Source organism: Psychrobacter sp. PL15, assembly GCF_035984995.1.
Lineage (GTDB): Bacteria > Pseudomonadota > Gammaproteobacteria > Pseudomonadales > Moraxellaceae > Psychrobacter.
Map to the genome: position 1 here is coordinate 73,467 of NZ_JAXCIB010000001.1, position 12,467 is coordinate 85,933.

The following is a 12,467-nucleotide window of genomic DNA, read 5'->3' on the forward strand; positions in this document are numbered from 1 at the left end:
CCTCTGTCTGCGTAGGCACAGCAAGCAAGAAAAACTTATGCCAGCAGTACGTTATGTATCGATATTACTTTTCATTGACTATAGCTTTAGTGCTTTAGGTCTAGTTTTTATCTGCATCATCCTCTTTTATAACTGCTGTATCCTGCTGCTGTCGCTTTTCAGCAAGGTCCTGCTCTAAGACTACTTCAGTCGCTGGTATCGCACCATTAGACTTCTTCATTTGGTACTTTAGGGTAGCCAGTGCGCCAAGACTACCAATCACTAGAATAATAATAAGAATAATAGGGTTTTTCCATAGGGGTGTCGGCGCGTTATGCTCAATAGGGGTCTCGCTAGTAGCAATTGGGATATTGTCATCATTATCACCAATTGACCTTAAAGTCACCAGTGGCGCGGTCGGTGGGGTGGTTGGCTCAGAGGTAATACGCAGCCGATTTTGCTGCAAGTAAATATCTGAAATTTTAGCAAGTTGCAATAGCCAGCGTTGGTGCGGTAATGTGATGGCACGCATCTGTGCGAATATCAATAAGTCGTTATGTCGACCCTGCTGGATATTTTCTGATGAGCGACCAATGACTTTTAAGTAATCTGCCGTGGCTTCCTGCATGTCTTGTACAGGTTCATGATTATCAGGTTCATGATTATCAGGTTTAAACGTGGTCAACTCGTACCAGTAAGGGTCAAAAGGTGGCGGCGCGCTCAGTAGCTGGTTAGACACTAGCCGCTCAGAATCTAAAGAAGGATCTTTTATTTCTGGCGCTATTGATTCTGAGGGTGCAGCTTTTTCTTCGATACTCATGTCTTTTTTAACAGCATCTGTTACTGTTACTGGTGCAATAGTGGTCAGACGGCCTACTGATAAAAACTGCGGCTGCAATGCAAACCATTTATCCATCTCATCATTATCAATCTGACTGTAGTCAGTTAAGATAGCCAACTCACGTAAGACGATGACACACAGACAAGTCAGTAAAGTTTGCGCTTGTGGCGTGGTCGCATCAATTTGCGTCGCAATATGCTCGCTGGCCTTAATGACCTGTGCACTATCACCAAATAAGGCGTTAGCGGTATCATGACGATGGTACAAAGTGGCCTTGATGGTCACAAAGTTCATGGCGTTATAGTGTCGCAGCTCTTTAACTGCGCTACGACCAAAAAGCTTTTTTCGAACCGCTTGACCTTGATAGCGCTGCTGATAGGCGAGCAAAGCACTGACGATTGCTTGCAAGCTGGCACCGAGCGCAAGCTGCGTTTGGGGTAATGACAGCTGGGCCGCATCTGCCAACAACGACACCATAGGCTGAGTATCTTGATATAAAAAATCATACATCGACACACGTGTCGGTGAAATAGACGTCATAATTTGCTAGCATCAAAAAGTGAGCCCCTATATTACGGTGCCAACTGCCTTGATACAATCCCTTAAAATTAGATTTTTTACTAATTCATGAGAGTTTGTAGCTAAAATACTTCTAAATAACAGCCGGACAGCCCTTTATGACACCAAATAATCAGCCAAGCACACAGCTAATCATTAATATTGCTGAGCAAACCTTGACCTTACTTCAAGAGCATACTGAGGTTTGCCGTTATACGATATCTACTGCTAAGAATGGCATTGGTAGTCAGCAAGACAGTGGCCGTACCCCACTTGGGGCACACGTCATTGCCCAAAAGATAGGGGGTAGTGAGGCTATCAATACAGTATTTATCGGGCGCGTGGCTACAGGAGAAATTTATAGCGCTGCTCTAGGCGCTAAGCAGCCTGAACGTGATTGGATATTAAGCCGAATTTTGTGGCTGAGCGGACTTGAGATCGGTGTGAACAAAGGCAGTAATAGTCAAGGTGGCTGTGATACCTTCCAGCGTTATATCTATATTCATGGTACACCTGATAGCGAACCTATGGGTTCACCGCGTTCACATGGTTGTGTACGTATGCGCAATCAAGACATTATCACAATGTTCGCGCAGGTAGACGAGGGCACTGCTGTTTCTATTATTAGTGGTGTTAGCGACATCACTAGCATTAAATAAATAGGTGACAGCTTTGGTAATCGGCAAAGCGTATGGTTACAGACATTCATTAGATCTTCGATGTTAGAAAAGCCACGTTCACAAGACTTACTTACAAGGTTTATTTACAAGGCTTATTTACAAGGTTATTAATAAAATAAAATTAACAGTAACCAATGTTTGTTAAGTTAATTGCTATAATAGCCTTCAAGATTGTAAGTGAAGGCCCAATATTTGTACTTAAGGATATTGGTACTTACGATGTCTTATGAAGACTTCTATTTGGGTTATTTATCTTGAAGCAGCGATAACCCTCAAATTCATAGCAATCAAACCATAATACTAATTTACCAAACGTAGTAATAATTATTACAAGGATAACAATAATGACCAAAGCCAGCCTAGTGACTCTACAACAAGCGTTTGAAGAACGCCGTACTATTTATGCTCTAGGCAACGATTTGCCAGTAGACCCACGGGCGATTGTTGATATCGCTGAACGTGTAATACTACAGACACCTTCTTGCTTTAATTCGCAGTCGTCGCGACTGATAGTATTATTTGGTGAGCACCATCAACAGCTATGGGACATTACCGAAGCCAATCTGCGTCAGACTGTCGGCGATGGAGACTTTTCGAGTAGCAAACAGAAAATAGATGGCTTCCGTGCTGGGGCAGGAACAGTGCTGTTCTTTGAAGACAGAGAAGTTGTGACGTCGTTGCAAGATAAGTTTGCGCTATATGCCGATAAGTTCCCTTTATGGGCACATCAGACCTCAGCGATGCACCAGTATGCCATGTGGACCGAGCTTAGCACCTTAGAGGTTGGTGCCAGCCTTCAACACTATAATCCACTGATTGATGATGACGTAGCAACAGCATTTTCGGTTCCCAAAAATTGGGATCTAATCGCACAAATGCCATTTGGCAATATCCTCGAGCCTGCTGGCGAAAAAAGCTATCAGCCGCTTAATGAGCGCATGAAGGTATTTGGACTGGTTGACTGATATCAGCAAGTTAAAAAATCGCTATAGCGTTAGAGAAATAAAAAAAGACAGCATCATTAACTTGGGCTGTCTTTTTTATTTTTCTGGGTCAGCATTTTACCAAAACATCGCACTATCTTGAATACGAGCCAGCCGCTTTTGCATGCGTTTACCGTCATCTTTTAACAGTGCGGCAAACCATCCTGCTCCATATAATGCGTTAGGGTCGGTAAATGCCTTTTGCTGATAGCACTGTTGATAGTAGTTATGATCTTGATACTGTCCTAACGCTTTTTGCGCCTTTATTAAGCGCTTAAGCCAGCGTTTGCTGTTCTTTTTAGCATACAACGGTGCGGCAAACTCACTCACATAGCGTAAGTCTTTAAGATGACGGCGTACTTTATGTACAGGATTGCTACTTGAATGACTAGGCTCTAGATTGTCTTGCTCTACAGAATTATCTTCCAAGTCACTGTTTATTAAGTCGCTGTTTTTCAAGCCACTGTCTATTAAGCCATTACGTTTAGAGTCATTGTATTGAAAATCCTCAAAATCCTGCTCAGCTTCGAGTAGTTTTATATGTTTTTTAGCTAATATCTTCGGCAGCTTATCCATAGCGAGCTTGTTTGCTTGGGGCTCAGTGCTGGGATCGCTCATGGTAAATTCAATGAGCTCAAGAAGAATAATCTGAAAGTCATTGGCACGTACCGTATCCATAGGTGTGATTTTAATTCGTTCAAGGTCTATAGCCCAATCGATGCTAGGTGCACCTCGTTGCCGAAGATCAGGCTCAATAGTCGTTGCTAGATGAGCAAGCTTGCGGTAATCACCGAGTAAAGCCGCGGTTTGTTTTAATATCGAATGCCACTCGGTATTGAGTTGATCTGAGAATTTTTCAAAAGCTTTTAGGGTGACCTGCAGGCGACGGATGCCAATACGCAGCTGTAAGACGTGCTGATCATCTCGGCTACCTGCCGCGATAGCACTGCTGTTCGGAAGTATCTGTAATAGACAGTTGTGTACCGCTGCGCGTACAAAGGCAGGCCTACTGCTGTGTTGATTCACATTTAACTGCCCAAGGTCAGCACAAACTGCTGGGCTATATGAGTGTCCTTTAACCAGCAAACCACCGCGCTCAGCTTTGGTTACAGTGGACAAGCACAGCTTATAACGTTTACACCAGGTTTTAGCAGTCGCAAATAAAAACGCCAGCTCACCTGATACGAGCTCAAACTCAATCTCGTGGATATCTTGGCACTGAGAGTCGTCACTACCGTGGATAATCTGTCCAAGATCATAAGCGACTTCAATCGTGCTCCTTTCTTTGCTACTGTTTTCTTCATTACTGTCTTCTATTAGCAGGCGCGTGGTACGCGCCACATCAGTCAGATATTGGCGTGTTAATTTTTTTGCTAGTTTTTTGAGTTTAAAATCAGCCAGTGCTGGCGCGATAGCGGTGTCTTTATAAAGTGTTAAATCAGGCATTAATTCATTAGCATCTAGCATCGCTTGTACGTGTTCATTATCTAATATCGTATTATGCTCTAAGCGCGCAGCGATACCATCGCCACCGGCCTTGATAGTCTGTACCCAAACATCGCCTTCTTGACGAATACGCAGCCCAATACCAGCCTGTGCCAAATCTTGCTCAGAGGTATCATAATAGTGGGCGGCCATGTGTGTGAGTTGTGACGACTTTACCCTTGCTTGGCGCATTAGGCCTTTTAGACGCGCTTGAGGGATTAAAAATTTAAGTTCTATTTCTTGCATGGTATTTTCCCTATGATTTTGATTGCTTATTATTATGGCAAAGATCTACATCTAATTAATATCACACGAATCCAGGTAATAGCTATTTATTAAGGCTAATATTACTCAATCTGCAACAAAAAAGCCGCCCTACATGCTGTAGGGCGGCTGTTATTTTTACTTCTAGGGCTTACTTATAGCATAGTGCCTATTTGAACTGATCCATCGTGTTTTTGCCGCCGCCCGCTTTTAGCGCGTTGTCACCTGAGAAGATCTCTTTATGATCATCACCGATGTCAGAACCTGCCATTGCTTGGTGCTTAACAGCTGATACCCCTTCACGGATTTCTTTACGTTGTACGCCAGCGACATAAGCAAGCATACCGTCTTCACCAAAGTAACCTTTCACAAGCTTATGCATCTCTAGTGCAGTAGTGTGATAAGTCGGTAGGGTGATTAGATGATGGAATACACCCGCTTCACGTGCCGCATCTTTCTGGAAGTCTTTGGCCAGCTTATCAGCTTCAGTATTGAGTTCAGTACCATCGTAATCAGAGCTCATCAAGTCGTCTTTGTTGTATTGCGACATGTCGTAGCCTTCTTTTTCCCATTTAGCGACTACTTGCTTACGGAAATTTAGGGTCCAGTTAAACGATGGGCTATTGTTATAGACCAATTTCGCTTTTGGCTGCTCTTCTCTAATACGATCGACCATCATTTTGATGTGTTCGATATCTGGCGTTGGGGTTTCGATCCATAGTAGATCAGCGCCATTTTCAAGTGCCGTGACGCAGTCAAGGACAACACGATCAATGTTAGTGTCTTCACGGAACTGGTATAGACCATTTGCCAAGCGTACTGGACGCACCAATTTGCCATCATGCTTAAGCAAGCTGTCATTTTCATGCGCCTGATCAAGAGTGATTTCTTCCATCTCGATAAAGTCGATGTATTTAGAAGCCAAATCACCTGGCTCATTTGATACTGGGATTTTTTGCGTAAGTGACGCGCCTTCAGAATCAGTACGAGCAACAATAATACCGTTTTCAACACCTAGCTCTAGGAATGCATAACGAATAGCGTTAATTTTTGCGATATAGTCTTCATGCGGTACGGTAACTTTACCAGCTTGATGGCCACACTGCTTAGCATCAGATACTTGGTTTTCGAGCTGTAGGGCACAAGCACCCGCTTCGATAATCTTTTTAGCCAATAGGTAAGTCGCTTCTTCGTTACCGAAACCGGCATCAATGTCAGCAATAATTGGCACGACATGTGATTCAAAGTTTTCAATTTTTGCTTGAATCTCTTTAGTGTCTTTACCGGCTTCTTCAGCATCGTTGAGCTCACGGAAGTAGTCGTTGAGCACTTTAGCATCTGCTTGACGCAAGAAGGTGTAGATTTCTTCGATTAGCTTAGGTACGGCAGTTTTTTCGTGCATAGATTGGTCAGGTAATGGACCAAACTCTGAACGTAGAGCGGCAACCATCCAACCTGAAAGGTAGATGTATTTTTTTGAAGTGGTGTTGAAGTATTTTTTGTTGGCGTACATAGTTTGTTGGGCCACAAAACCATGCCAAGCACCTAGAGACTGGGTGTACTGAGAGGTGTCGTTATCGTACTCTTCCATGTCTTGGCGCATGATATCGGCCGTATATTTTGCAATATCTAAGCCGGTTTTAAAGCGGTTTTGTACCATCATACGTGCGGCATCAGTTTCGCTGATATTTTCCCAATTGCCATGTTTTTGCTTTAGTTCACGTACTAGTTCTAACGCAGATGTATAAGTTGACATCTAGACTTCTCCTTGGTGGGGTATTAAATACTAATGCACAAAAAACCGGGTGATAAAAGTCATCACCATTATGCTTGCATTCTTTGTATAGGATTTGCTGGGATTACGATTGCATTGATTAGATCTAAATTTAATGTTTGCTGGCATGGCTAAGCATGACTAAGAATATATTGAAGTTCGATCCATAAACCACAAATAGTAATTTATCGTAAATCTTAGCCCCATTACCCTAAACAAACCTGCTGGTAAATACAAGTGGTTTGCTTGATTTGATTGCTAAAAAATAGTTGGTTACTTATAAACCACCATGATACTCATTATCTAAATACCGCATTATCTATATTTAGTTTCTGATATAAACAAGGACAAGACCATCGGCTATCAGTGTCGCATGGGACCTAAGTTTTAGTAAGCATGTGAGGGTAATTGATATTCGGTAGTGCGATACGAGGTTCAACTGCATGCCATTGCTATCTATCAGACTTGAGAAGGTGATCTGGTTGTATTTAACATGCCTTTTATAATACTAGGAAGTAGCAGTATCACTACTCGCCAGCAAGAAATGCTATAATAACCGGGCATTTACTTAACAATGAACGACCTAAATGTTGGAGGCTGCTGACACTAAATATATCAGTAACACTTGTATAAGCAACTATTGTATAGGCAATTGCCGCGTTGTTAAAATACATACGTTAGTCATTGAAGTCTAGCGCGGCTCATAAGTGTCTAGAAATTTATATAAGTAATTAGCAACCCAACATAGAATTTATCATCTGTGCTTTGACTCATCTATATTACTCACTATAACTGCCTTGCCAAGATTTATCTAGTTTATGATTATTATCTTGGGTATTTTATTTGGTTATAGTATAATAAAAACAAAGGCTTGAGACAGTCGTTTTACATTGACGCTGGTACATTTTATCCTAATTCAGGTGAAATCCAGTTAAAAAAACAGTGGTATCATACTGTTTAATACGATGTAAAAACTATAATAGTGCGCAAAATTGCCAAAATTTAAGTAGCATTTATTCTATAGCAAAGAGAAAAATATATGAATTTGCAGCGGGTTGATTTGAATTTATTGGTACATTTAGATGTATTGCTAAGAGAAAAAAATGTGACACGTGCCGCTGAACAGTTGGGAATCACCCAACCGGCGATGAGCAATATTTTGCGTCGTCTACGTAAACTATTTAATGATCCATTGCTAGTGCGTTCATCTGAAGGTATGACCCCGACCGAGCGCGCACTCGAGCTCCAACCCCGTATCCGTGAAATACTTGCTGATCTTACCCAAGTACTCGAGCCAAGAACGGAGTTTCGACCCTATAGTACTTCGCGAGTGTTTCGTATCATGACTTCAGATTATGCTGAAGCAACGCTGGTACCGAAATTGGTCAAAGCATTACGTTCAGAAGCGCCGAACGTTATCTTAGATTTCTTAACGCCATCGGATGTTTCTTACCGTGATATGGAGCAGGGCCGGGTAGATTTGGCCATTAATCGCTTTAATGAAATACCGCAAAGTTTCCATCAAGTATTGGTTTGGCGTGATACTTTTAGTTGCTTGTTATCTTCTGATAGTCCTTATGCTCATCGCTTTAATCTTAAAAACTACCTTAAAGCACCGCACGTTTGGGTGTCAAAAACGGGTATGGGTGTGGGCTTTGGGGTCAATCCAGACAAGTCTGGCGGTCTAGGGTCTATCGATCAAGCATTGCAGCGTTTGGGACAAAAACGAAAAATTAGTGTGTTTACCCGTCATTACCAAATGCCAGCTATGCTAGCGGCAAATAAAGACTTGATTGCAACCCTGCCTACCCGTGTGGCACGGATGCAAGCAAACAATGACAGTATTATGATGGTTGAGCCACCATTTTTTATTCCTGAGTTTGAGCTAACGATGGCGTGGTCACCGTTATTACAGCACCATCCCGCACATCGTTGGTTGCGTCAATTAATCATGCACGTCGCACGGCAAGTGGTTGCTGACGAAGAGCATCAAACACAAGAAGAGATTCCAGTAATTAATCATTTGTTCTGACATTAGATAGCATGTTGTAAAAGCTTAAAATTAAATTGCCACTTAATATTTGACCAGCCATTGTGCTGGTTTTTTATTATCTGTGAATTGTGGCGATTAAATACATTGCTCTTAAAGGCAGTCACATTCTTAACATCTTCAACACATTTCATAATATCTTGTAAAATTTCAAATCAAATATCTTGTTATGATAGTTGTAGTGAAAAAAACTAAAAACTAAAAACTAAAAACTAAAAACTAAAAACTAAAATACCAACAAAACGCATAACTAAAAAAATTACTAGACAAATATAAATTTTAATAAAACCAAACACGCAATACCAAAAAGGACAATAACCATGACAGATATTACGACTGTAAACCCAACTACGGGTAAAGATATTAAAGATTACGATTATATGAGCAGCGATGAAGTCAATAAGATCATCGACGCTTCTCATCAGGCCTTTTTAGAATGGCGTCAGGTTAGCCACGAACAGCGTGCAAAAGTTATCACCTCTATCGGTGACACCTTGCTGAAGCACAAAGAAGAGCTCGCCAAACTAATGACCGAAGAGCGCGGCAAAACTTATGAGGCCAGCTTAGGAGAGGTTGATCTATGTAAAGCGATTTGTGTTTTTACCGCTGAGCAAGGGGCAGCGGCATTAGCTGAAGATGAACGAGAAACTGAAGGCCTAAAAAAAGGGCTTATCAGCTATGAGCCTATCGGTATCATTTATGGTATCCAACCCTGGAACTTTCCAGCCTATCAAGTGTTCCGTTATACCATTGCCAACTTAATGGCCGGTAACAGTATTCTCTTAAAGCACGCTTCAAACGTGACTGGCTCTGGCTTGTTGATTGAAAAAATACTCCATGAGTCTGATTTACCAGATGCTTTATTCCGTACCCTTCTCATCAGCCATGATCAGTCTGAAAAAGTGATTGAACACGATAAAGTAAGGGGCGTTACGCTGACAGGCAGTGATGTAGCGGGTAGAGTAGTTGCCCAGCAGGCGGCCAAAGTTTTGAAGAAAACAGTTATGGAGCTTGGTTCTAACGATGCCTTCATTGTGTTAGATGATGCAGACTTAGATTTAGCTGCCGCAACTTGCGCGCATGCTCGCTTATATAATAATGGTGAAACCTGTATTGCTGCCAAACGTTTTGTGGTGGTGGATAGTGTCTATGATGAGTTCCGTAAGTTGGTTATTGAGAAATTCAATAGCTATAAGGTCGGCGACCCAATGGACGATTCAACTGATATCGGGCCGCTATCGAGTGCCAAGCAACGCGATAACTTGCACCAGCAAGTTCAAGAGAGTGTCAGTAAAGGCGCAACCATTACTCTAGGCGGTGAGGTGCCCGATATGCCCGGGGCTTTTTATCCCCCCACTATTTTAGAAAACATTATGCCGGATCAGCCTGCTTACAAAGATGAATTGTTTGGCCCAGTGGCCTCGTTAATCCGTGCCAAAGACCAAGACGATGCGTTACGTATCGCTAACGATAGCCGTTATGGCTTAGGCGGTGCTATCTTTTCTAAAGATGAAGACAAAGCGATTAGCCTAGCCCAACAGTACTTCGATACCGGTATGGTTTATATCAATGGTTATGACCTAGTGAACCCAGGATTGCCATTTGGCGGAGTGAAGAATTCGGGTTATGGCCGTGAACATGGTGGTTTCGGTATAAAAGAGTTTGTTAACATTAAAGCGGTACATGTAGTGGGTAAAAAATCTGCTTAGCCTTGATATTTATTTATAGCTTGCTAAGCTACCCTTATTTATAAAATATAACTTATAAGCCATAAAAAACCCCCACTGTCGAACAGTGGGGGTTTTTTATGGCTGTAGCTTATAGCGATTGTATTTAGCTTGAACAATAAGTTTCAATTATCTGACTAAAAATTTAACTCTCTAAAAAAAGTCTTAAAGGTAAAGTTGGCAAATAAGATTTCGCCTCGGCTGATATTTTATTGGTATTAAGAGGTAGAATACCTTTCGCTAATAATAAGACAGTCCACGGCAATAGCTGATGTTCCATCGCTTGCACCTGTGTCTGTAAGCGGTCAGCCGTATCTTTGGGATTAACATTCAGCAAGGCTTGGGTTAGTACTTGCCCAGCATCAAGCTCAGCGGTGACTACATGGATACTACAGCCATGATAACGTTCGCCGGCCTGTATGACACGCTGATGGGTATTAAGCCCCTTATAAGCAGGTAGCAGGGCCGGATGTAGATTGATCATCGTCGCTGTGCTGTTATCAATAAATGCTGCACTCAACACGCGCATAAAGCCGGCAAGTATAATTAAGTCAGGTTGCCATGCCACAAGTTGCGCGCTAGCATGGGTCTCAAAGGTTTTAATCCCCATGCGTTTGCCACTGTCAGTATGTGACAACACGGCAACAGGAATATGGGCTTGTTGGGCGCGCGTGATAGCATAAGCATCATCACGATTGCTGATGACACCGACAACCTCAATCGGTAGCGCACCCGCTTGTATCGCATCTATTAATACTTGTAAATTACTACCATTGCCGGACACTAATACTGCAATGCGTAACGGGCCTGTCCGCTGCTGCTGGCTTGGTTGCTTTAAGTCATCAACAGACATTAACGGTACACCACTGCATCCGCTGCACGGCTGATCATTTCACCGATTTGCCAAGCGTGTTCACCGGCGTCATTTAAGGTTTTAATAGCGGTTTCAGCTTGGTCTTTAGGAACCACAATCACGAAGCCCACACCGCAGTTAAAGGTGCGATACATTTCGCTTTGGCTAATATTACCTTGCGTTTGGAGCCAAGTGAATAGCTCTGAAAACTGCCAGCTGTTGGTGTCGATGCTGGCTGCTAAATTATCAGGTAGGACACGGGGTAAATTATCTGTTAAGCCGCCACCGGTAATATGTGACATAGCATGAAGATTCTTATTACCAAGGCTATCTTGTAAGGCTTTAATCGCTTTAACATAAATACGAGTAGGGGCCATTAGTGCGTCTTGGATAGACTGACCATCTAGTTGCTCAGTGCTATTAGTCACATCAATACCGCTGACTTCAATGACTTTACGCACGAGTGAATAACCGTTTGAATGCGCGCCACTGGAAGCTAAGGCAATCAATACATCACCTTCTGCGACATTTTCACCCGTGATAACTTCTGCTTCTTCAACCACACCCACACAAAATCCGGCTAAATCGTAATCGTCATCATGGTACATTCCTGGCATCTCAGCCGTCTCACCGCCGATAAGCGCACAGTTAGAAAGCTTGCAGCCCTCGCCAATACCAGTGACTACGGTAGCAGCAGTATCAATATCAAGTTTACCAGTCGCATAATAATCTAAAAAGAACAAAGGCTCAGCGCCGCAAACCAACAGATCATTGACGCACATTGCTACCAAATCAATCCCGATAGTGTCATGACGGTTAAGTTGTAATGCCAACCTAAGTTTGGTACCTACACCGTCAGTTCCAGAAACTAATAAGGGTGATGTGTAACCAGTCGGAATGCGGCACAGCGCGCCAAAGCCGCCAAGCCCGCCCACAACTTCAGGACGAGTAGTGGCTTTTGCCACTGACTTAATACGCTGAACCAGCGCATCGCCAGCATCAATATCAACGCCGGCATCTTTGTAGCTTAAAGAAGGCTTGTCGCTCATGGTCATCTCACAATTGGATAGGTGATTGGGATTAGAATCAGTAGTTATGATCGGTAATGGAGGTCAGTCATTTGGATTTTGACTTTAATGCGCGCATTATACCCAAAAACAGCCTACACTCGCAAAGCAACTTACCAATATTCCGCTAACATTGAACATATGAGCCAAATAAAAAGTTAAGAAACAAAAAGAGACTGCTTTTTTTGTTTACTCTGCGATAATAA

9 protein-coding genes are annotated in these 12,467 nt (G+C 42.5%); 4 read left to right on the forward strand and 5 right to left on the reverse strand.

Annotated elements, in window-relative coordinates; genetic code table 11:
* Positions 1-100: 100 nt before the first annotated feature.
* The gene (locus tag RCH20_RS00285; RefSeq protein ID WP_327192180.1) at positions 101-1,360 is read right to left on the reverse strand and encodes a hypothetical protein; all 1,260 of its coding nucleotides are present in this window, start codon (positions 1,358-1,360) and stop codon (positions 101-103) included.
* A gap of 137 nt (positions 1,361-1,497) precedes the next feature.
* Between RCH20_RS00285 and RCH20_RS00290 the strand changes: the two genes are divergently transcribed.
* Both RCH20_RS00290 and RCH20_RS00295 read left to right on the forward strand, forming a co-directional pair.
* Complete coding sequence (locus RCH20_RS00290) at positions 1,498-2,037, forward strand: L,D-transpeptidase (protein WP_327192181.1); 540 nt, start codon at positions 1,498-1,500, stop codon at positions 2,035-2,037.
* 365 nt (positions 2,038-2,402) lie between these two features.
* Entirely contained in the window at positions 2,403-3,023 is a 621-nt protein-coding gene (locus RCH20_RS00295; RefSeq protein ID WP_209956673.1) for a nitroreductase family protein, read from the forward strand.
* A 96-nt stretch (positions 3,024-3,119) separates the two neighbouring features.
* Here the strand turns inward: RCH20_RS00295 and RCH20_RS00300 are convergent, their stop codons facing one another.
* Complete coding sequence (locus RCH20_RS00300) at positions 3,120-4,772, reverse strand: CYTH and CHAD domain-containing protein (RefSeq protein WP_327192182.1); 1,653 nt, start codon at positions 4,770-4,772, stop codon at positions 3,120-3,122.
* 187 nt (positions 4,773-4,959) lie between these two features.
* Positions 4,960-6,546, reverse strand: coding sequence for an isocitrate lyase (locus RCH20_RS00305; protein ID WP_327192183.1), 1,587 nt, complete (start codon positions 6,544-6,546; stop codon positions 4,960-4,962).
* 1,057 nt (positions 6,547-7,603) lie between these two features.
* On the opposite strand from RCH20_RS00305, the gene RCH20_RS00310 reads away from it, so the two are divergent.
* Both RCH20_RS00310 and RCH20_RS00315 read left to right on the forward strand, forming a co-directional pair.
* On the forward strand, positions 7,604-8,596 hold the full coding sequence (locus RCH20_RS00310) for a LysR family transcriptional regulator (RefSeq protein ID WP_327192184.1): 993 nt from the start codon (positions 7,604-7,606) through the stop codon (positions 8,594-8,596).
* A 338-nt stretch (positions 8,597-8,934) separates the two neighbouring features.
* Positions 8,935-10,323 (forward strand): NAD-dependent succinate-semialdehyde dehydrogenase, encoded by a 1,389-nt coding sequence (locus tag RCH20_RS00315; protein WP_327192185.1) that lies wholly within the window; start codon positions 8,935-8,937, stop codon positions 10,321-10,323.
* 163 nt (positions 10,324-10,486) lie between these two features.
* Here the strand turns inward: RCH20_RS00315 and purN are convergent, their stop codons facing one another.
* Both purN and purM read right to left on the reverse strand, forming a co-directional pair.
* Positions 10,487-11,194: a phosphoribosylglycinamide formyltransferase gene (gene purN, locus RCH20_RS00320; RefSeq protein ID WP_327192186.1), complete on the reverse strand. Its 708-nt coding sequence runs from the start codon at positions 11,192-11,194 to the stop codon at positions 10,487-10,489.
* Positions 11,194-12,243 (reverse strand): phosphoribosylformylglycinamidine cyclo-ligase, encoded by a 1,050-nt coding sequence (gene purM / locus RCH20_RS00325; RefSeq protein ID WP_327192187.1) that lies wholly within the window; start codon positions 12,241-12,243, stop codon positions 11,194-11,196. The genes purN and purM overlap by 1 nt, the downstream gene beginning before the upstream one ends.
* Between the last annotated feature and the right edge of the window lie 224 nt (positions 12,244-12,467).

Coding starts and splice junctions, on each gene's coding strand:
- RCH20_RS00285 (WP_327192180.1), bottom strand. CDS start 1,360: ATGACGTCTATTTCACCGACACGTGTGTCGATGTATGATTTTTTATAT.
- purM (WP_327192187.1), bottom strand. CDS start 12,243: ATGAGCGACAAGCCTTCTTTAAGCTACAAAGATGCCGGCGTTGATATT.
- RCH20_RS00290 (WP_327192181.1), top strand. CDS start 1,498: ATGACACCAAATAATCAGCCAAGCACACAGCTAATCATTAATATTGCT.
- RCH20_RS00310 (WP_327192184.1), top strand. CDS start 7,604: ATGAATTTGCAGCGGGTTGATTTGAATTTATTGGTACATTTAGATGTA.
- RCH20_RS00315 (WP_327192185.1), top strand. CDS start 8,935: ATGACAGATATTACGACTGTAAACCCAACTACGGGTAAAGATATTAAA.
- RCH20_RS00305 (WP_327192183.1), bottom strand. CDS start 6,546: ATGTCAACTTATACATCTGCGTTAGAACTAGTACGTGAACTAAAGCAA.
- RCH20_RS00300 (WP_327192182.1), bottom strand. CDS start 4,772: ATGCAAGAAATAGAACTTAAATTTTTAATCCCTCAAGCGCGTCTAAAA.
- purN (WP_327192186.1), bottom strand. CDS start 11,194: ATGTCTGTTGATGACTTAAAGCAACCAAGCCAGCAGCAGCGGACAGGC.
- RCH20_RS00295 (WP_209956673.1), top strand. CDS start 2,403: ATGACCAAAGCCAGCCTAGTGACTCTACAACAAGCGTTTGAAGAACGC.